General features: G+C 62.6%; 21 protein-coding genes. 20 read left to right on the top strand and 1 reads right to left on the bottom strand.

The genetic code is table 11. The features are described 5' to 3' along the window. Positions 1–35: 35 nt before the first annotated feature. The 15 genes from gap to KDG50_02470 all read left to right on the top strand — a co-directional run bounded on the left by gap (position 36) and on the right by KDG50_02470 (position 16,174). The gene (gene gap, locus KDG50_02540) at positions 36–1,037 is read left to right on the top strand and encodes a type I glyceraldehyde-3-phosphate dehydrogenase (protein ID MCB1864281.1); all 1,002 of its coding nucleotides are present in this window, start codon (positions 36–38) and stop codon (positions 1,035–1,037) included. A 114-nt stretch (positions 1,038–1,151) separates the two neighbouring features. Further along, entirely contained in the window at positions 1,152–2,333 is a 1,182-nt protein-coding gene (locus KDG50_02535) for a phosphoglycerate kinase (GenBank protein MCB1864280.1), read from the top strand. A gap of 20 nt (positions 2,334–2,353) precedes the next feature. Next, positions 2,354–3,802: a pyruvate kinase gene (gene pyk / locus KDG50_02530; protein MCB1864279.1), complete on the top strand. Its 1,449-nt coding sequence runs from the start codon at positions 2,354–2,356 to the stop codon at positions 3,800–3,802. Positions 3,803–3,852: 50 nt separating this feature from the next. Beyond that, positions 3,853–4,917 (top strand): fructose-bisphosphate aldolase class II, encoded by a 1,065-nt coding sequence (gene fba, locus KDG50_02525; protein ID MCB1864278.1) that lies wholly within the window; start codon positions 3,853–3,855, stop codon positions 4,915–4,917. A 556-nt stretch (positions 4,918–5,473) separates the two neighbouring features. Then, a complete protein-coding gene (locus KDG50_02520) occupies positions 5,474–5,863 on the top strand; it encodes a hydrolase (GenBank protein ID MCB1864277.1) in 390 nt (129 codons plus the stop codon). Positions 5,864–6,393: 530 nt separating this feature from the next. Beyond that, a complete protein-coding gene (locus KDG50_02515; GenBank protein MCB1864276.1) occupies positions 6,394–6,801 on the top strand; it encodes an HIRAN domain-containing protein in 408 nt (135 codons plus the stop codon). A 184-nt stretch (positions 6,802–6,985) separates the two neighbouring features. Continuing rightward, positions 6,986–8,050 carry a type I restriction enzyme HsdR N-terminal domain-containing protein gene (locus tag KDG50_02510; GenBank protein ID MCB1864275.1) on the top strand — a complete coding sequence of 355 codons (1,065 nt, stop codon included), beginning with the start codon at positions 6,986–6,988 and terminating at the stop codon, positions 8,048–8,050. 599 nt (positions 8,051–8,649) lie between these two features. Continuing rightward, on the top strand, positions 8,650–9,885 hold the full coding sequence (urtA, locus tag KDG50_02505) for an urea ABC transporter substrate-binding protein (GenBank protein ID MCB1864274.1): 1,236 nt from the start codon (positions 8,650–8,652) through the stop codon (positions 9,883–9,885). Positions 9,886–10,088: 203 nt separating this feature from the next. Then, the gene (gene urtB, locus KDG50_02500; GenBank protein ID MCB1864273.1) at positions 10,089–11,660 is read left to right on the top strand and encodes an urea ABC transporter permease subunit UrtB; all 1,572 of its coding nucleotides are present in this window, start codon (positions 10,089–10,091) and stop codon (positions 11,658–11,660) included. 4 nt (positions 11,661–11,664) lie between these two features. After that, positions 11,665–12,750 carry an urea ABC transporter permease subunit UrtC gene (gene urtC / locus KDG50_02495; protein ID MCB1864272.1) on the top strand — a complete coding sequence of 362 codons (1,086 nt, stop codon included), beginning with the start codon at positions 11,665–11,667 and terminating at the stop codon, positions 12,748–12,750. Further along, complete coding sequence (gene urtD, locus KDG50_02490) at positions 12,747–13,571, top strand: urea ABC transporter ATP-binding protein UrtD (protein ID MCB1864271.1); 825 nt, start codon at positions 12,747–12,749, stop codon at positions 13,569–13,571. Before urtC ends, urtD begins: the two co-directional genes overlap by 4 nt. A gap of 2 nt (positions 13,572–13,573) precedes the next feature. Next, a complete protein-coding gene (gene urtE, locus KDG50_02485; protein MCB1864270.1) occupies positions 13,574–14,269 on the top strand; it encodes an urea ABC transporter ATP-binding subunit UrtE in 696 nt (231 codons plus the stop codon). 65 nt (positions 14,270–14,334) lie between these two features. Then, complete coding sequence (locus KDG50_02480; GenBank protein MCB1864269.1) at positions 14,335–15,162, top strand: urease accessory protein UreD; 828 nt, start codon at positions 14,335–14,337, stop codon at positions 15,160–15,162. A gap of 19 nt (positions 15,163–15,181) precedes the next feature. Next, positions 15,182–15,484: an urease subunit gamma gene (gene ureA, locus KDG50_02475; GenBank protein ID MCB1864268.1), complete on the top strand. Its 303-nt coding sequence runs from the start codon at positions 15,182–15,184 to the stop codon at positions 15,482–15,484. A gap of 15 nt (positions 15,485–15,499) precedes the next feature. Further along, complete coding sequence (locus KDG50_02470; GenBank protein ID MCB1864267.1) at positions 15,500–16,174, top strand: Fe2+-dependent dioxygenase; 675 nt, start codon at positions 15,500–15,502, stop codon at positions 16,172–16,174. Between the two features lie 21 nt (positions 16,175–16,195). Here KDG50_02470 and KDG50_02465 read toward each other — a convergent pair whose 3' ends face one another. Next, the gene (locus KDG50_02465; GenBank protein ID MCB1864266.1) at positions 16,196–16,726 is read right to left on the bottom strand and encodes a hypothetical protein; all 531 of its coding nucleotides are present in this window, start codon (positions 16,724–16,726) and stop codon (positions 16,196–16,198) included. A 128-nt stretch (positions 16,727–16,854) separates the two neighbouring features. On the opposite strand from KDG50_02465, the gene KDG50_02460 reads away from it, so the two are divergent. Genes KDG50_02460 through ureG form a run of 5 tightly spaced genes read left to right on the top strand, consistent with a single transcriptional unit; the run spans position 16,855 to position 20,666 of the window. Further along, complete coding sequence (locus tag KDG50_02460) at positions 16,855–17,166, top strand: urease subunit beta (GenBank protein MCB1864265.1); 312 nt, start codon at positions 16,855–16,857, stop codon at positions 17,164–17,166. Then, positions 17,163–18,866: an urease subunit alpha gene (ureC, locus tag KDG50_02455; GenBank protein MCB1864264.1), complete on the top strand. Its 1,704-nt coding sequence runs from the start codon at positions 17,163–17,165 to the stop codon at positions 18,864–18,866. Before KDG50_02460 ends, ureC begins: the two co-directional genes overlap by 4 nt. 8 nt (positions 18,867–18,874) lie before the next feature. Then, positions 18,875–19,336 (top strand): urease accessory protein UreE, encoded by a 462-nt coding sequence (ureE, locus tag KDG50_02450; GenBank protein ID MCB1864263.1) that lies wholly within the window; start codon positions 18,875–18,877, stop codon positions 19,334–19,336. Continuing rightward, on the top strand, positions 19,326–20,003 hold the full coding sequence (locus tag KDG50_02445; GenBank protein ID MCB1864262.1) for an urease accessory protein UreF: 678 nt from the start codon (positions 19,326–19,328) through the stop codon (positions 20,001–20,003). Before ureE ends, KDG50_02445 begins: the two co-directional genes overlap by 11 nt. A gap of 30 nt (positions 20,004–20,033) precedes the next feature. Beyond that, positions 20,034–20,666 carry an urease accessory protein UreG gene (gene ureG, locus KDG50_02440; GenBank protein ID MCB1864261.1) on the top strand — a complete coding sequence of 211 codons (633 nt, stop codon included), beginning with the start codon at positions 20,034–20,036 and terminating at the stop codon, positions 20,664–20,666. Positions 20,667–20,677 lie beyond the last annotated feature (11 nt).

Raw genomic sequence — 20,677 nt, 5'->3', positions numbered from 1 at the left:
CACCTTCATCGTTTAGACATACAAGGGTTGAGAAAATGGCAGTGAAAGTTGGTATCAACGGCTTCGGTCGAATCGGTCGTATGGCGTTCCGCGCGATCAGCAAGGAGTTCCCGGACATTGAAGTGGTCGGCATCAACGACCTGCTGGACCCGGACTATCTCGCCTACATGCTCAAGTACGACTCCGTGCACGGCAACTTCCAGGGCGACATCGCCGTTGAAGGCAAGAACATGGTCGTCAACGGCAAGAAGATCCGTCTGACCGCCGAGCGCGACCCGGCCAACCTGAAGTGGAACGAAGTCGGCGCCGATCTCGTGATCGAGTGCACGGGCTTTTTCCTGACCGAGGAAACCTGCCAGAAGCACATCGACGCCGGTGCCAAGAAGGTCGTGCAGTCCGCGCCTTCCAAGGATGCGACGCCGATGTTCGTCTACGGCGTGAACCACAAGACCTACACCGGTCAGAAGATCGTTTCGGCGGCCTCGTGCACGACGAACTGTCTGGCGCCGGTGTCGAAGGTGCTGCATGACAACTGGGGCATCAAGCGCGGTCTGATGACCACGGTGCATGCCGCCACGGCGACGCAGAAGACCGTCGATGGCCCGTCGCAGAAAGACTGGCGCGGCGGCCGTGGCATTCTCGAGAACATCATCCCGTCTTCGACCGGTGCCGCGAAGGCCGTCGGCAAGGTGCTGCCGGACCTCAACGGCAAGCTCACGGGCATGGCGTTCCGTGTGCCGACCTCCGACGTCTCGGTCGTTGATCTGACCTGCGAACTCGACAAGCCGGCGAGCTACGAGGAGATCTGCGCGGCGATGAAGTCGGCCTCGCAATCCGGCGATCTGGCCGGCGTGCTGGCCTATACCGACGAGAAGGTCGTCGCCACGGATTTCCGCGGTCGCAACACGCCGTCAATCTTCGACGCCGAGGCCGGCATCCAGCTCGATCCGACCTTCGTCAAGATCGTCGCCTGGTATGACAACGAGTACGGCTATACCTGCAACATGCTGCGCTTCGTGCGGCACGTCGCGAAGTAAGGCACTGCCTTGAGATGCTGCCGCGGCCGCGAGGCTGCGGCAGCCGGTTCGCTCCCGGGCCGCGTGGGGCCCGACGTGAGCGGATGGTTTGATTTGACTGGTCAGGAAAACAGTATGTCCGTCATCAAAATGACCGATCTCGATCTGGGTGGAAAGCGCGTCCTGATTCGTCAGGATCTGAACGTCCCGATCAAGGACGGCCGCGTCGCGTCCGCGGCGCGCCTGAATGCGTCGCTGCCGACGATCCAGCATTGCATCGCTGCGGGTGCACGCGTCATGCTCATGTCGCATCTGGGGCGCCCGACCGAGGGTCAGCCGGCCGCGGAATTTTCGCTCCAGCCGGTTGCGGATTTTCTCTCCGATGCGCTGGGTCAGCCCGTGCGCCTTGTGGCCGATTATCTGGACAGCGCACCGGCGTTCTCTGATGGCGAGGTCGTGCTGCTCGAGAACGTGCGCTTCAACGCCGGCGAGAAGAAGAACGAAGAGGGCCTGTCGAAAAAATATGCGGCGCTGTGCGACATCTATGTGATGGACGCGTTTGGCACCGCGCACCGTGCGCAGGCCTCCACGCATGGCGCCGGTCAGTTCGCGCCCGTCGCCTGCGCCGGCCCGCTGCTGGCGGCGGAACTCGACGCGCTCGGCAAGGCGCTCGACAATCCCGCGCGCCCGATGGCGGCAATCGTCGGCGGCTCGAAGGTCTCGACCAAACTGACCGTGCTCGATTCGCTCTCGAAGATCGTCGATCAGCTCATCCCGGGTGGCGGCATCGCGAACACGTTCATTGCGGCAGCCGGTTACAAGGTCGGCAAATCGCTGTATGAGGCCGATCTGATCCCCGAGGCCAAGCGCCTGATGGAAGCCGCGAAGGCCAAGGGCGGCGAGATTCCGGTGCCGACCGACGTGGTCGTGGGCAAGGAGTTCTCGGAGGCCGCCGAGGCGACCGTGAAGCAGGTCTCGGAGGTCGCCGACGACGACATGATCTTCGACATCGGACCGGAAACCGCTGCGCGGTTCGCGGCAATGATGAAGGCCGCGGGCACCGTGGTGTGGAACGGTCCGGTCGGCGTGTTCGAGTTCGACCAGTTCGGCGAAGGCACAAAGACGCTCGGCAATGCGATCGCCGATTCCAGCTGCTTCTCCATTGCCGGTGGCGGCGATACGCTTGCGGCCGTGGACAAATATGGCCTCAGTGATCGGATTTCGTATATCTCCACGGGTGGTGGTGCATTCCTCGAGTTCCTCGAGGGCAAGAAGCTGCCGGCCGTGGAAATGCTGGAGGCGCGCGCGGCCGGTTAAACGGCCCCGGCGACAAAACCATGCCCAGACGCACCAAGATCGTTGCCACGGTCGGTCCGGCGACCGACGACCCGTCGGTCATGGACGCATTGATCGCGGCCGGTGTGGATGTGGTGCGGGTGAACTGCTCGCACGGCAGTCATGAGGAAAACCTGCGCCGGGTCGAAACCATCCGCAATCGCGCGCGTGCCAGCGGTCGTCAGGTCGGCGTGTTGCTGGACCTGCAGGGCCCGAAGATCCGCACCGAGCGTTTCGCCGAAGGCCCGGTCTATCTGACCGAAGGCGACAGCTTCGTGCTGGATGCCGCCATGGCGACCGACGCGGGTGATCGAAACGGCGTCGGCGTGACCTACAAGAACCTGCCGAATGATGTCGCGCGCGGCGACACCCTGCTGCTCGACGACGGCGCCATCGTGCTGTGGGTCGAGGGCGTGGAAGGCACGGTGATCCGCTGCCGCGTCGAACAGGGCGGCACGCTGTCGAACAACAAGGGCATCAACCGCCTCGGTGGCGGGCTTTCCGCCGGCGCGCTGACCGACAAGGATCGCGAGGACATCCGTTTCGCGGCCGAGATCGAGGCCGACTACATGGCCGTGTCGTTTCCACGCAATGGCGACGACATTCGCGAGGCGCGCGACCTGTTGCGTGCGGCCGGCGGCACCGGCGATCTGATCGCCAAGGTCGAGCGCGCCGAGGCGCTGGACAACATCGAGGACATCCTCGAAGCCACCGATGTGGTGATGATTGCGCGCGGTGACCTTGGCGTGGAACTCGGCGATGCCGAACTACCCGCAATCCAGAAGCGCCTGATCTCGCTGTCGCGTCAGCGCAATCGCATCGTAATCACCGCGACGCAGATGATGCACTCGATGGTCGACCATCCGGTGCCGACGCGCGCCGAAGTGTTCGACGTTGCCAATGCCGTGCTCGATGGCACGGATGCGGTGATGCTGTCCGCCGAGACGGCTTCCGGTCATTACCCGGTGCAGGCCGTCAAGGCCATGAGCCGCATCTGCTGTGAAGCCGAAAAACATCGCAGCGCGCGCGTGTCCGATCATCGCATCGACAGCGTATTCGGCCGCGTCGACGAGGCCATCGCGATGTCCGCGATGTACACGGCGAATCATCTCGACGTGAAAGCCATCGCCGCATTGACGGAATCCGGTTCGACCGTGCGCTGGATGTCACGCATCAGCTCGGGTATCCCGATCTATGCGCTGACCAAACACGTATCCACCCGCCGCAAGGTCACGCTGTACCGCGGGGTGTACCCGGTGAGTTTTGAGATGGCCGATGCCGATGTGCACAAGGCCAATGAGGAAGCGATCGACGAACTGCTGCGCCGCGGCGCGGTGCGCGAGAACGACCTGGTCGTCATGACCAAGGGCGATCGCTGGGGGGTCGAGGGACAGACCAACATCATGCGCATCATGCGCGTCGGCGAGCACCGGCTACCGGTGCTCGAGTAAGGGCAAGCCCGCCTAATTACCGTACGAAATCCGAACGAGGAGAACGAACCATGGCACTGATTTCACTGCGCCAGCTGCTGGACCACGCCGCCGAGCGTGGCTACGGCGTGCCGGCTTTCAACGTCAACAACCTCGAGCAGATGCGCGCCATCATGGAAGCCGCGGACGAGACCGATTCGCCTGTCATCGTGCAGGCCTCCGCGGGTGCGCGCAAATACGCGGGTGCCCCGTTCCTGCGCCACCTGATCCTGGCCGCGATCGAGGAATTCCCGCACATCCCAGTGTGCATGCACCAGGACCACGGCACCTCGCCGGCGGTCTGTCAGCGTTCCATACAGCTCGGCTTCAGCTCCGTGATGATGGACGGCTCGCTGGGTGAGGACGGCAAGACCCCGACCTCCTACGAGTACAACGTCGATGTCACGCGTCGCACCGTCGAGATGGCACATGCCTGCGGCGTGTCCGTCGAAGGCGAACTCGGTTGCCTGGGCTCGCTCGAAACCGGCATGGCCGGCGAGGAGGACGGCATCGGCGCCGAAGGCAAGCTCGATCACAGCCAGCTGCTGACCGATCCGGAAGAGGCCGCGGACTTCGTCAAGAAGACGGGCGTGGATGCACTGGCAATCGCCATCGGCACCTCGCACGGCGCCTACAAGTTCACGCGTCCGCCCACGGGTGACATCCTTGCAATCGAGCGCATCCGCGAAATCCATGCGCGCATCCCGACCGTGCACCTCGTGATGCATGGTTCGTCGTCCGTGCCGCAGGACTGGCTGGCGATCATCAACAACTACGGCGGTGACATGGGCGAGACCTATGGCGTGCCGGTCGAGGAAATCGTCGAAGGCATCAAGTCCGGCGTGCGCAAGGTCAACATCGACACCGACCTGCGTATGGCATCGACCGGCGCGGTGCGCAAGTTCCTCGTCGAGAACAAGAAGGAATTCGACCCGCGCAAGTTCCTGACCGCCGCCACCAAGGCCATGAAGCAGATCTGCAAGGATCGCTACGAGGCCTTCGGCACCGCCGGCAATGCGTCGAAGATCGTCCCGCTGTCGCTCGAGGCCATGACCTCGCGTTATGCCAAGGGTGAACTCGACCCGAAGGTGAATTGAGATCGGTTCGATCCGAACTGAAAGAGGGGCGCTTCATGCGCCCCTTTTTCGTTGTAGTCCTAGCTAGGGCCGGTTTACCCTGAGGGTGCGCACCGCGCACCATATCGGGCTTCCAAATAACCCGCGTAGGGTGGGCACCGCGCACCATGGGGGACCCCCAGACAGCCCGCGTAAGGTGCGTACTGCGCACCATGGGGGACTCCCAGACAGCCCGCGTAGGGCACGCACCGCGCACCATGGGGGACTCCCAGACAGCCCGCGTAGGGCACGCACCGCGCACCATGGGGGACCCCCAGACAGCCTGCGTAGGGTGCGCACCACGCAGCATGGGAGCCCACGTAGGGTGCGCACCGCGCACCACATCGGGCCTCCAGATAGCCGGCTAGGGTGCGTACCACGCACCGACTTACTGCACCCGTCGCGTCGCGCCACGATTCGAAGCCGGGTAGGGTGCGTACCACGCACCGACTTCCTGTGCTTGCCGCGTCGCGCCATGATTCGAAAAATTGTGGCTGCGACTGCGTAGGATTCGAGAGAGATTCAGAAAAACCAGCTCATGTTCCACAAACGTTTTCCATGCCCATGCTGCGGCTACCGGGTGTTTCGTTATCAGCCCGGTTCCAGTGAACGCTGCCCGATCTGCGCCTGGGAAGACGATCTTGCGCAGCTTCGCTTTCCGCTCATGGTCGGCAGCTCCAACCCACAATCGCTGTATGAGGCGCAACGCGCCTACGAGGCGACCGGTGCGTGCAGCCAGAGCCGACAGACCGATGTGCGTACACCGGTCGGCGAACGTCGCGACGAGGAGTGGCGACCGCTGGACCTCAAGCGCGACAACGTCGAACGGCCGGCGCGCGGCAACAACTACGCCGACAGCTATCCGCTGGAAGACACCACGGTGCTGTACTACTGGCGAACCAGTTACTGGCGACGCGTGGTGGGGTAGCCGCTGCGCCGTCCGTATGGGACGCCGCCTGCGACGCAGTCGAACGCTTGTGGCATCCGCGCCCCCGTGCTAGCTTTCGGCCCAGGGCAGGAAAAGGGGTTTCGCCCCGGGAGCAAGGTTCGCCGTGGACAGGGTCTCAGCCATCGGAAGATCGAGTAACGCTTCGTGCCGGTGCCTCTGTAGGCACGCTCATGGGCGCGCCCAACTGCCAGTCAATCCCCCGCTCGTCATGCGGCGGCGATTGCCACGCCCTATCAACCTGTGTCCCGCAATTCGGTCGCGGGGGGTTATACGTCAGATTGACGTAATTTCCGTCTGCACTCGCGCTCAAAATTCCGCGACTTCGCATACGCTGCCCGCTGGTAAGGCATTGATCGATCGGATTACGGGCGGTAGAAAGTGTGCCGGCTTGCGCTTGGCGCCAGCAGCGCGGCCGGGTCGTTGCGGGGGAGTTATACGTAAGTCTGACGTAAAACATCACGCCATTTTGACGTCTACTCAGTAGTTAGGCGTAAAAGAAGGGAAGCAATATGGGATTTTTCAGCAACCTATTCGGAAAGAAGGAAAAACCACCAATCGCAAGATTGACTGGGAATGGTGGTTATGAGCTTGATGCTGTGGGTGAGTCGAATTATCAAAAAGCCCTATTGAAAATAACCGGCGGAAAAACAGAAGAAGGTCATCATATGGAGGTTGAAGCGATCCTCATTCACGATGATCGCAATCCGTATGACAACAAAGCTATCGCCGTAAGTGTCGAAGGCGAGATCGTCGGTTATCTAAGCAGAGAGCATGCAAGGCAATTCCGTAAATTAATGGCAGAGGCCGGTGGCGCTGGAAGGCCCGCAGTCTGTGATGCCTTGATTGTCGGCGGTTGGAATCGTGGTGGCGGCGATGAAGGTCACTATGGGGTACGTCTTGATTTACCCATGGAGTGAGGAGGCGCGCCTAACAGGCGGTCAACGCAGGCCCGCGATTTATAACAAGCGGCGCTTCGCGGAAATGCCGTGGCGCGCAGCTCAACTCCAATCGTTCGGCGGCAAGGGTGCCGATGGTGACGAGTCCGGCGATGGTGAAGAAATACGTATGATAATCCCTCATTGCTAGAACAACGGAGGAACAATGGACCTAATCGATAAGATCAACGACCTTGCTTCACGCATAACGCGGCAGAAAGACCTGGTCATGACCGAGGAGGCGGCAAAGACGGCATTCGTCCTTCCTTTTCTTCAAACGCTGGGCTACGACGTATTCAACCCAGATGAAGTTGTTCCCGAATTTACCGCCGATCATGGCGTAAAGAAGGGTGAGAAGGTCGATTACGCCATCAAGCGAGATGGCCAGATCATGATTCTAATCGAATGCAAGACGGTCGGAGCTGACCTTGCAGCAAAACATGCCGGGCAGCTGTTTCGGTATTTTTCCGTTACGGACGCTCGTTTTGGTGTTTTGACTGATGGCGTCAAATACCTGTTCTTTTCCGATCTGGAAAGTGCCAACAAGATGGACGACAGGCCGTTTTTTGAATTCAATCTCTTGGGCTATACAGAAACGCACGTTGAAGAGCTCAAGAAGTTCACGCGGAGCGGCTTTGATCTTGAGACCATTATCGGAACGGCGAACAAACTCAAATATCATCGCGCTCTGATGTCTGAAATCCGGCAAGAGTTTGAAAGTCCCAGCGAGGAACTTGTCAGGCACTTTGCCGCGAAGGTCTATTCTGGTCGCTTCACCCACCAAGTTCGGGAAGATTTCACCGGTTTGGTTCATGGCGCCCTTCGGGAGTATGTTCGGGAACGTGTAAATGACCGGCTCAAGTCCGCGCTGGACACGGATAAAGGCGAGCAAGCTTCGCCAGCCTCAGGACAACTCATGTCCGCCGCACCGGTCGATGATAGCGGCATTGAAACAACCGAAGACGAACTGTCAGGTCATCGGATTATTCGAGCCATCGCCGCTGAAATTGCAGACCCCGAGCGCGTCGCCATTCGGGATGCAAAGAGCTACTGCGCGATCCTGTTCGATGACAATAATCGCCGTCCAATCTGTCGATTCTACTTTGGTAAAACCCGCATGGCGTTCTCGGTTTTTGTGCCTGCCGGCGAGCAAAAGTTCGATATTGCGAAAGTGAATGAACTCTACAAGCACAAAGCCGTAATTTTGGAAGCTGTCCAACAGTACCTATAGGCGTGGTGGCGTTGCCGCCGAACAAATCGTTGCAGCGGACGTGATAGTTCCTACGGTTTAGTGGACACCCTGAACTAACCCTTTAGGAGTGTTTGCGATGCCAAGACCAAGTCCGAGAACGACATACAGGTACAGTGATGAATTCAAGGCAACGGCGGTTCGGCTGAGTGAGCTTGCCGGTGTCGCGGAGCGTGATGTGCTCGACGCACTTTAGGTGCAGACTCATAAATCACCTGCTACTTCTGCTCCCGGCGAGGAGCACGGAGAGAGGACGTCGCACCCTTACCGTGCGCGGGTATTTGAAACCGGCGCTCGATTTCGGCGCGTAGCACCACAATGGTGCGGGAGGGCGATCTCTACCTCCTTCGTTAGACACTCTGTCGGCAGTAAAATGGCTTGCTAGCGCCGTTTTATCGTATTCCAGCCGCTTGGCACGGAACCTGCTCGAACCCCCTCGACGCGTGGCGAATTCCCGTCGCGCGGAGCCGTATCCATCGGTCGCGCCGGGCGCGGCCAAGAATCGTTCACACGAGGGGATTTCCATGCAGATCAAGCACAAGCGCCTCACCGGCCGTGCTGCGGCGCTCGTCGCCGCGTCCATGTTCGCGGCCAACGCCGCGGTCGCCGCCGACACCATCAAGGTCGGCGTGCTGCACTCACTGTCCGGCACCATGGCCATCAGTGAAACCACACTGAAGGACACGATGCTGATGCTCATCGACGAGCAGAACAAGAAGGGCGGCCTGCTCGGCAAGAAGCTCGAGGCCGTGGTCGTCGATCCCGCTTCGAACTGGCCGCTGTTCGCCGAGAAGGCGCGCGAGCTGATCGAAAAGGACAAGGTCGCTGCCGTGTTCGGCTGCTGGACCTCCGTCTCGCGCAAGTCCGTGCTGCCGGTGTTCGAAGAGCTGAATTCGCTGCTGTTCTACCCGGTGCAGTATGAGGGCGAGGAATCCTCCAAGAACGTGTTCTACACGGGTGCGGCGCCGAACCAGCAGGCGATTCCGGCCGTGGATTATCTGATGGCCGGTGGCGTCAAGCGCTGGGTGCTGGCCGGTACCGACTATGTCTATCCGCGCACGACGAACAAGATTCTCGAGGCCTATCTGAAGGCCAAGGGCGTCGCCGCATCGGACATCATGATCAACTACACGCCGTTCGGTCATTCCGACTGGCAGTCGATCGTCTCCGACATCAAGAAGTTCGGCTCGGCCGGCAAGAAGACCGCCGTGGTCTCGACGATCAACGGCGATGCAAACGTGCCGTTCTACAAGGAACTCGGCAACCAGGGCATCTCCGCGACGGACATTCCGGTCGTGGCGTTCTCCGTGGGTGAAGAGGAACTTTCCGGCATCGACACCAAGCCGCTGGTCGGCCATCTCGCCGCGTGGAACTACTTCATGAGTGTCGAGGACGAGGCCAACGATGCGTTCATCGAGGCCTGGCACAAGTTCATCAAGAGCGAAAAGCGCGTGACCAACGACCCGATGGAAGCCCACTATATCGGCTTCAACATGTGGGTGAAGGCCGTCGAGAAGGCCGGTACGACCGATCCTTCCAAGGTCGGCGATGCGCTGATTGGCGTCGCCGTTCCGAACCTGACCGGTGGCTACAGCGCGATGCTCCCGAACCATCACATCACCAAGCCGGTGCTGATCGGCGAAATCCAGGACGACGGCCAGTTCCAGGTCGTTTCGAAGACGCCGGGCCTGGTCGCTGGTGACGAGTGGTCGGACTTCCTGCCGGGTTCCAAGGACCTGATCGCCGACTGGCGTGCCCCGCTGTCGTGCGGCAATTACAATGTGAAGACCGCAAAGTGCTCGGGTCAGAACTATTGATCTGAGCCCCGTACCGCGGCGGGCATCCACCCGTCGCGGTCCTGATCCGGATCCGGGCCGCAGGCTTCAAACCGCGGCCCGGGTCAATCTCCGACTCATCGCCCCGCGGTTGTGCGATGACCGCTAACCGGATGCGCCCGAATTCCGTGCAAACCCTGATTCGCAAGTTCGCAATCAAGTCCCTCGTCGTGCTGGCCATCCTGATGGCCCGTCCGGTGCTCGCGGTCGATGTCGCAAGCGGCGTGCCTGCGCTGGACCCGGCATTCGAGGCCCTGCTCGACGACAATTTCAGCCGCAAGGGCGAGGGCATCGAAGCCCTGGCCGCGAGCGGCCATCCGAAGGCCGCGCAGCTGCTTTCCGGCGTACTGGAAGGCGATATCCAGATCGACAAGAAGACCGGCCGCGTGGTGTTTGCCGAGCGCGCGGACAGCGGCTATCACATCCGCGATGCGATCACCGGCGAGGACCTCGGCGAGACCTCCCGGCGCGGCGTGCGCAAGATCGGCATCAACAATGCCGTGCGCAGCCAGATTCAGGCGGCGCTTGCCAAGCTGGACATCGACAGTTCCGATCCGGCGCGGCGCCTCGCGGCCGTGCAACAGATGCTTGAGCGACCCGCACCGGCGAACGCCGAGGTGCTGCGCACGCGCGTCGACGCCGAGCAGGATGCGGGCGTGCGCGAGGCCATGCGCACTGCGATCGCGCTGTCGGACCTTGGCGACGAGGATCCCGCACATCGCTTGAAGGCCGTGGCCGCCGTCAGCGGCAGTCTGGAACCGACGATCCGCAACGCACTCACGCGCGTCGCGCAGGACGATCCGGACGAGGCCGTCAAGGCCGCCGCGCAGCACGCGCTTGCCGCGATCGAGCGCGAGGTTTCCTATTACGGCTTCATCGAAACGCTGTTTTTCGGACTCTCGGCGGGTTCGGTGCTGGTGCTCGCCGCGATCGGTCTGGCCATCACCTTTGGCGTGATGGGCGTGATCAACATGGCGCATGGCGAGCTGATCATGCTTGGCGCCTACACCACCTATCTGATGCAGCAGGCACTGCCCGGCATGCCGGGGCTGGCCGTCGCGCTGTCCATACCCGCGGCGTTTCTGGTTTCGGGTTTTGTCGGCATTTTGATCGAGCGCGGCGTGATTCGATTTCTGTACGGACGACCGCTCGAGACGCTGCTCGCGACCTTTGGTATCTCACTCGCGCTGCAACAGCTCGTGCGTACAGTGATCTCTCCGCAGAACGTGCCGGTCGAGAACCCGGAGTATCTCTCCGGCTTCTGGCAGATCAACAGCGTGCTGTCGCTGACCTACAACCGCCTGTACATCATCGGCTTCTGCCTGATCGTGTTCGCGGCACTGTTCATTACGCTCAAGAAGACGCGACTCGGCCTGCAGGTGCGTGCCGTTTCGCAGAACCGGGCCATGGCGCGCGCGATGGGCGTGCGGTCCGCGCGGGTGGATGCGCTTACGTTTGGTCTGGGTTCGGGCATCGCCGGGATCGCCGGCGTGGCACTGTCGCAGCTCACCAACGTCGGTCCGAACCTCGGGCAGGCCTATATCGTCGACAGTTTCATGGTCGTCGTGTTCGGCGGGGTCGGCAATCTCTGGGGCACGCTGATCGGCGGCATGACGCTCGGCGTGGCGAACAAGTTCATGGAGCCCTATGCGGGCGCGGTGCTCGCGAAGATCCTCGTGCTGGTCTTCATCGTCCTGTTCATCCAGAAGCGCCCGCGCGGGTTGTTCCCGCAGAAGGGCCGCGCGGCCGAGGGTTGACGCAATGTTCATGATGCGTCTGCTCCGTAACGACCGTGGCGGCCAGATCATGCTGGCCGTGCTGCTGCTCGTGGCCGTCGGCGTGCCCGTGCTGAACAGCCTGCCGCCCGACGATCCGCTGTATGTATCCACCTTCACGATGACGCTGGTCGGCAAGTACCTGACCTACGCGTTGCTGGCGATCGCGGTCGATCTGGTCTGGGGCTATCTCGGCATCCTGAGCCTGGGCCACGGCGCGTTCTTCGCGCTGGGCGGTTATGCGATGGGCATGTATCTCATGCGCCAGATCGGCGATCGCGGCGTCTACGGCAATCCCGATCTGCCGGATTTCATGGTGTTCCTGAACTGGAAAGAACTGCCGTGGTTCTGGCAGGGCTTCGATCAGTTCTGGTTCGCCGCGCTGATGATCGTGCTGGTGCCCGGCGTGCTGGCGTTCGTATTCGGATGGTTTGCATTCCGATCGCGCGTGACCGGTGTGTATCTGTCCATCATCACGCAGGCACTGACCTACGCGCTGATGCTGGCGTTCTTCCGCAACGAGATGGGCTTTGGCGGCAACAACGGCCTGACGGACTTCAAGGACCTGCTCGGTTTCAACCTGCAATCGGATGCGACCCGTGCGGGGCTGTTCGTGGCCTCCGCGGTGGCGCTCGCGCTGGGGTATCTCGTGTGCCGCGCGATCGTGACCTCGCGTCTTGGACGCGTGGCCGTGGCGATCCGCGACTCCGAGGACCGCACGCGCTTCATCGGCTACCGGGTCGAACACGTGAAGCTTGCCGTGTTCACGGTGTCGGCCGTGCTCGCCGGTGTCGCGGGCGCGCTGTATGTGCCTCAGGTCGGCATCATCAATCCCAGTGAGTTCGCGCCGCTGGCCTCGATCGAGATCGTCATCTGGGTCGCGCTCGGCGGGCGTGCCACGCTGTATGGCGCGGTGGTCGGCGCATTGGCCGTGAACTATGCGAAAACCTGGCTGACCGGCGTGATCCCCGATGCCTGGCTGTTCGCGCTCGGCGCGCTGTTCGTGTTGACCACGCTGTTCCTGCCGCGCGGCGTGGTCGGCCTGCTGCGTCGCCGCGGAGCGCCGGCATGAAGAGCGGAATTCGCACCGCATTTCGTCGCGACCGTGTCTATAACTTTCTCGTGCCGAAGGTTGTCGAAGGCCTCGAACTCGAGCGCGGCACGGTGCTGTATATGTCCGGCGTGTCGGTGAGTTTTGATGGGTTCAAGGCCATCAACGATCTGGACTTCTATGTCGATGCCGGCGAGTTGCGTTGCGTGATCGGGCCGAACGGTGCCGGCAAGACCACGATGATGGACATCATCACCGGCAAGACGCGCCCCGATCATGGCGAGTGCTGGTTCGGCGGCAGCATGAATCTGTTGCAGATGTCCGAGGCCGAGATTGCGCGTGCCGGTATTGGCCGCAAATTCCAGAAGCCGACAGTGTTCGACAATCACACCGTTTTCGAGAACCTCGAGATGGCCATGGCCGGCGACAAGGGCGTGTGGTCCACGTTTCGCGCACGGTTGTCGGCCGAGCAGCGCGATTTCATCGACAGCACATTGGAAACCATCGGCCTGGCCGACGAAAAGGTACGCCACGCCGGTGCGCTGTCACACGGTCAGAAGCAGTGGCTCGAGATCGGCATGCTGCTGGTGCAGAACCCGGCGCTGTTGCTGGTCGACGAACCGGCTGCCGGCATGACGCACCAGGAGATGGATCGCACCGTTGAACTGCTGACCTCGCTCGCGGGCACGCATTCGATTGTCGTCGTCGAGCACGACATGGACTTCGTACGCGCGCTGAATTCCCGCGTCACCGTGCTGCACCAGGGCAGCGTGCTGGCCGAGGGCAGTATGGATCACGTGCAGGGCGATCCGCGCGTGAAAGAAGTCTATCTGGGCGCGTAGTCATGCTGAGCGTTAGCGAACTGAACCAGTTTTACGGCGAGTCGCATACGCTGTGGGATGTCGAACTCGAGGTGCCCGACGGCCAGTGCACTGTGCTCATGGGTCGCAACGGTGTCGGCAAAACCACGCTGCTGAAATGCATCATGGGTCTGCTGAAGGTGCGTGGCGGCCGCATTGCGTACAACGACGACGATCTCGTCGATGTGCCGGCCGAACGTCGTGCCGGCATGGGCATTGGTTATGTGCCACAGGGGCGGCAGATCTTTCCGTTACTGACGGTCGAGGAGAACCTGCGGATCGGACTACCCGCGCGCCGCGATGGGCTGAAAGCGATTCCGGATGCGATCTTCGAGATGTTTCCGGTGCTCAAAAAAATGAGCGCCCGGCGCGGCGGTGACCTTTCCGGCGGTCAGCAGCAGCAGCTCGCGATCGGGCGTGCGCTCGTGACCGACCCGAAGATGCTGATCCTCGACGAGCCCACCGAGGGCATCCAGCCCAACATCGTCCACGAGATCGGCGATATCATCCGCCGCCTGAATGACGATCTGGGGATCACCGTTCTGCTGGTCGAGCAGAAATTGCCGTTCGCGCGCCGCGTCGGCGACCGTTTCTGCATCATGGACCGCGGTCGCAATGTCGCGACCGGCGCGATCGGCGAACTCAGCGACGAACTGGTTCATCAATATCTGACGGTTTGAATGCTCCACGAACCCGCGCCACCGAGTCAGGGTTCCTGGCCGTGGCGGCCGGGCGGGTGTCCCTGATGCCCGCGCCGGAGACCACTGCGTCGGCGGACGGCTGGGCCGCGCGGCTGGAACTGGGGTTTCGCGAGCAGGCGGGGCGCACGGTCCTGTCGCACCGGCGCAGGTTCGGTCCGCTGGCCGTGCAACGGCCGTTCTATCCGGAAGGCGAGACCTGCCATGTCTATGTGCTGCACCCGCCGGGCGGTATCGCCGGTGGCGACACGCTGGACATCGACCTCGATCTGCCGGCCGGTCACGCGCTGATCACCACGCCGGGTGCCGCCAAGTTCTACCGCAGCAGTGGTCCGCTGGCCGAGGTTGGTCAGCGGCTTCGCGTGGGGGCCGGTGCGCGACTGGAATGGCTGCCTCAGGAAAACATCATTTTCCCGGGTGCGTGCTTGCGGGCCGGCACACGGCTTGATCTGGTCGGCGACGCGCGCGCCCTGTTATGGGAAATCCATTGTTTCGGTCGTCCGGTAATCGATGAGGCCTTTACGCACGGGAACGCCGGGTTTTCCCTGAGCGTTGCGCGCGACGGTGAACCGCTGCTGGAGGAGCGCCTGCGCGTGACCGAATCCAGCCTCGGGCGTCGCGCCCTGCTCGCGGGTCGCCCGGTGACCGGGACCCTGATTGCCACGGGCTGCGACTCCGCGCTCCTGGACCGGGTGCGCGGGCTGCTGCCGGGCGGTGGGGAGTTCGCCGCCACCCGCCTCGACGACCTGCTGGCTTTGCGCTACCTTGGCGGCTCCACCGAGCAATGTCGCAAGGTGTTCACGGCCGCATGGCAGGTGTTGCGCGAGCCGGTGTTGGACAAACCCGCCCAGTTGCCGCGCGTCTGGGCAACCTGAACCTACCCGGAGCCTTGCGATGGAACTGACCCCGAGAGAGAAAGACAAGCTGCTGCTGTTCTCCGCCGCGCAGCTCGCCGAGCGTCGTCGTGCACGCGGGCTGAAGCTCAACTATCCCGAGGCGATGGCGCTGATCAGCTTCGAGATCATGGAAGGCGCGCGTGATGGCCGAAGCGTCGCCGAACTCATGGATTACGGGCGTACCCTGCTGGGTCGCGACGATGTCATGGACGGTGTCGCCGAGATGATCAATGAGGTGCAGGTCGAGGCGACCTTTCCGGACGGCACCAAGCTCGTCACCGTACACGACCCCATCGTCTGAATACACGGGCGACCGGTGATCCGACTCATTCCCAAGGTGCTGGATGCGAATGCTCTGGACGCTGTCCGCGAGGCGCTGGCGGGAATGAACTTCGTCGACGGCCGGGCCAGCGCGTCGGCGATGCTGCATGACCGGAAATACAATCTGCAACGTGAGCGCACCAGCCGGCAGGCGGATGACCTCGACCTGCTGGTTGTCGATGCCCTGCGCCACAACGAGGAATTTGAGCGGGCCACCCTGCCCCGGCGAATCATTCCACCGCTATTCAACCGCTACGAGGTCGGCATGCACTACGGCCCGCATGTGGACGCCGCGCTGATGGGTGCCCGGGAGACCCCACTACGTGCCGACGTCTCGGTCACCGTCTTCCTCACCGAGCCGGAGGACTATGAGGGTGGCGAGCTGATCATCCAGACCGATATCGTCGACGAGGAGATCAAGCTGCCGGCCGGTAGCGCGGTGATTTATCCCTCGATCTTCCACCATTGGGTGGAGCCGGTGACCGCCGGCCGCCGTGACGCCGCGGTGCTGTGGGTGCAGAGCTTCGTGCGGGACCCGAACGACCGGGCGATGCTTTTTGAGCTCAGCCAAGCCAGCGGACTGCTGAATGCGGAGAATGCCGGCGGCGAGGCCGCTCGACTGGTCAACAAGACCTACACCAACCTGCTGCGCAAGCTGGCGGAGGTCTAGATGACAGGGACGGGATCGACTTCAGGTATTGGGCAGAACACGCTTGCGACGGCGCCGCGTCAGACCCGCGGTTGCTGCGCCGATACCCAGCAACGCACCTGTGTCCGCCAGTGGGACACCGACCTGGGGCGGTGCCGACGTCTCCAGGGTGAAAAGCGCTACGTTGAACTCGGCAGACAGAAATCGATGCGAGATATTCAACACGCCAGAGCCGGGTACAACTCCGTTGAAGACATCCTGCGTCCCGCTGGCGATGACTTGAGAGTAGAGGGAGACTTGGGCATCACTCAGCCAGTCGATACCGCACATCGCCACGCCGTCACCAGCCTCGCAGTCCACCGTCATGGTGAAATTGTGGCCCGCTGTGAGCCCACTAAAGACGAAGAAATCGTCGTCGCTCCGGGCTTCGGTGCGGACCTGATCGACCGACGGATCCAGTGTCGTCCGCGCGGCGAAAGTATTACCGAGTTGGGGATCCGATCCGGAGTATTCGTCGTAGAGCACCGCCGAAGCCGGTCCCGCGCCCAATACCGCCGCGATGGCAATCGCCACTTCGCTAGCCTTCATAGGTCACCCGAATACTTGTTGTTCATTAGCAGGCTTGGAGTATACAACCGGCTCGTTTCGGGAACCATAGGGCCGCCGGCTCTACTCAATCGCACCCCACCGGAGACTCCACGATGATCCCAGGTGAAGTCATCGCCGCCGACGGCGAGATCGAACTCAACACGGGACGTGAGCGCATCACGCTGTCCGTCGCGAATACCGGCGACCGGCCGATCCAGGTCGGCTCGCACTACCATTTCTACGAGACCAACGGCGCATTGCGTTTTGATCGCGAAGCCGCGCGCGGTTTCCGGCTGAACATCCCGGCCGGCACGGCCGTGCGCTTCGAGCCGGGACAGACCCGCGAGGTCGAACTGGTCGCCTATGCCGGCGACCGCCAGGTCTACGGTTTCAACGCGAAGATTCAGGGAGCGCTGGACGCATGAGCACGATCACCCGACGCGCCTATGCCGAGATGTACGGGCCGACCACGGGCGACCGCGTGCGGCTGGCCGATTCCGCGCTGGTGATCGAGGTCGAGGCCGACCGCACGATCTACGGCGACGAGGTCAAGTTCGGCGGCGGCAAGGTGATCCGCGATGGCATGGGGCAGAGCCAGCGCGGCGCGGCCGAGGTTGCCGATGTCGTCATCACCAATGCACTGATCCTCGACTGGTGGGGCATCATCAAGGCCGACGTCGGCATCAAGAACGGCCGCATCAGCGGCATCGGCAAGGCCGGCAATCCCGACGTGCAGCCGAATGTGGAGATCGTCATTGGACCTGGCACCGAAGCAATCGCGGGCGAGGGCCAGATTCTCACCGCCGGCGGCATCGACGCACACATCCATTTCATCTGTCCGCAGCAGATCGACGACGCGCTGATGTCTGGCATCACCACGATGATTGGTGGGGGTACGGGGCCTGCAACCGGTACCAATGCGACGACTTGCACGCCAGGCCCCTGGAACATCGCACGCATGCTGCAGGCCGCCGACGGGTTGCCGATGAACCTCGGCTTCCTCGGCAAGGGCAATGCCTCGCAACCCGGACCGCTGCATGAGCAGATCGCCGCGGGCGCGATGGGGCTAAAGCTGCACGAAGACTGGGGCACGACGCCGGCCGCGATCGACAACTGTCTTGCCGTCGCCGAGGAACAGGACGTGCAGGTTGCGATTCATACCGACACGCTGAACGAATCGGGTTTCGTCGAGGACACGCTGGCCGCCATGCGCGGGCGCACCATCCACACCTATCACACCGAAGGCGCGGGCGGCGGTCATGCGCCGGACATCATCAAGGCCTGTGGCGAATCCTTCGTGCTGCCGTCATCAACGAATCCGACACGCCCGTACACGGTCAACACCGTGGACGAACACCTCGACATGCTGATGGTCTGTCATCACCTGTCGCCGTCGATACCCGAAGACGTCGCGTTCGCCGAATCGCGCATTCGCCGGGAAACCATTGCCGCCGAGGACATCCTGCACGATCTCGGCGCGTTCTCGATGATCTCCTCGGACTCGCAGGCCATGGGCCGCGTCGGCGAGGTCATCACGCGCACGTGGCAGACCGCGCACAAGATGAAGGTGCAGCGCGGTGCACTGTCGGGCGATCCGGCGACACACGACAACTCGCGCGCGAAACGCTATATCGCGAAATACACAATCAACCCGGCGATCACGCATGGCATCGCGCATGAAGTCGGTTCGGTCGAGGTCGGCAAACTCGCGGATCTGGTGCTCTGGAAGCCGGCATTTTTCGCCGCGAAACCGAGCCTGATCATCAAGGGCGGAATGATTGCCGCCGCGCCGATGGGCGATCCGAATGCGTCAATCCCCACACCACAACCCGTGCATTACCGTCACATGTTCGGCGCGCTGGGTGGCGCCTGCGGTGCGACGACGATGACCTTTGTGTCCAAAGCAGCGGCGGATGCCGGAATCCCGGAAAGCCTGCGTCTTGCATCGCAGATTGGCGTGGTGCGCAACTGCCGCGAGATCACCAAGGCCGACATGCGGCTGAACGACTGGCAGCCGAAGATCGAGGTCGATCCACAGACCTATCAGGTGCGTGCGAACGGCGAACTCCTGAGCTGCGAGCCGGCCGCCGAACTGCCGATGGCGCAGCGTTACTTCCTGTTCTGACACTCTTGATGCTTGAACTCACGCAACGCGTGGAGACGGGGCATCCCGTCGCGACGGTGACGCTGACGCTGGATCAGCGCATCCGCGCGCGTCTGCGCGTCACGCTGGACAATGGCAATGAGGCTGGCTTGTTCCTCGAACGCGGAATTCGACTGCGTCACGGTGATCTCTTGCTTGCGCAAACCGGCGAGATCGTGCAGGTGCATGCCGCCGCCGAACCCGTGAGCGTTGTGCGCAGCGCCGATCCGCATGCGCTGATGCGCGCGGCCTATCATCTGGGCAACCGTCACGTGGAACTCGAGATCTCGCTGACCGAACTGCGCTACCGTCACGATCATGTGCTCGACGACATGCTGCGTGGCCTGGGACTACGCCCCGGGCTCGAACGCCTGCCGTTCGAACCGGAACCGGGCGCCTACGGCGGCGGACACGCGCACGCCCACGAACACCATCACGACCATGGGCACTGAGGCGCTCGCGCGCCTGCGCCTGTTGCAGCTGTCCAGCCCGACGCTGCCGGTCGGCGCCTTCGCGTATTCGCAGGGGCTTGAGTACGCGGTCGAAGCCGGTTGGGTGCGCGATGAAAATGAAACCGCCGACTGGCTGGCCGGCCTGATCGACGACACGCTGGCGCATCTGGAACTGCCGATCCTGTTCCGCATGCAAGCGGCATGCACGCGTGGTGATGAGTCCGAACTGCGCAGCCTTGCGAAGCGAATCGTGGCGGCACGCGAGACTGCCGAACTGCGTGCCGAGGAGTCCACGCGTGCACGGGCGCTGGCCACGTTGCTGGCCGATCTGGATGTGGGCCATGCCCGCGAATGGCGTGAAACGCTGGGCATGGCCCAATGCGCGGGCTTTGCCTGTGCGGCCTACGCATGGAAAATACCAACCCGCGATGCACTGCTCGGTTACGCCTGGGCCTGGCTCGAGAACCAGGTCGCCTGCGCGATCAAGCTCGTCCCGCTCGGTCAGACCGCCGGCCAGCGTGTGTTGCTGGCGCTCGGTCCCGCGCTGGAGCGGGCCGTTGAAACCGCAATGACGCTCGACGACGATGACATTGGCGCCAGCGCGCCGGCCTTGGCCATGGCGAGCAGCCTTCACGAGACCCAGTACACACGCCTGTTTCGTTCCTGAGGCAGGCATTCATCCAACAGCAACCAAATGATGAATTCTTCGGCAAAGGCGCCCTTGCGCGTCGGTGTGGGCGGCCCCGTGGGCAGCGGCAAGACCGCCCTGCTCGATCGGTTGTGCAAGTCCATGCGCGACGCGCACGAGATCGCGGTGGTCACCAACGACATCTACACACGTGAGGACGCGGAGTTTCTGATCCGCAGCCAGGCGCTCGCACCCGAGCGCATCGTGGGCGTGGAGACCGGCGGCTGTCCGCACACTGCGATCCGCGAGGATGCATCCATGAACCTGGCCGCGGTGGCGGATCTTCAGCGGCGCTGGCCGGAACTCGACGTCATCTTCGTCGAGAGCGGCGGCGACAATCTCAGCGCGACGTTCAGCCCGGAGCTGGCGGACCTGACGATCTATGTGATCGACGTCGCCGAAGGCGAAAAAATTCCGCGCAAGGGCGGGCCGGGCATCACGCGCTCGGACCTGCTCGTGATCAACAAGATCGATCTTGCCCCGCACGTCGGCGCATCGCTCGAAGTCATGCAGCGTGACAGCGAACGCATGCGCGGTGAACGTCCGTTCGTGTTCACGAATCTCAAGACCGGGCAGGGCGTGGACGAGGTGATCGCCTTCATCCGCCGCGAAGGCATGCTGGCTGTTGCTGGAATCGGTTGATAGGTGGCTCG

Source organism: Chromatiales bacterium, from assembly GCA_020445605.1.
Classification (GTDB): Bacteria; Pseudomonadota; Gammaproteobacteria; order JAGRGH01; family JAGRGH01; genus JAGRGH01.
The sequence above is the reverse complement of the archived record's forward strand: the minus strand, read 5'-3'. Positions and strand labels throughout refer to the sequence as shown.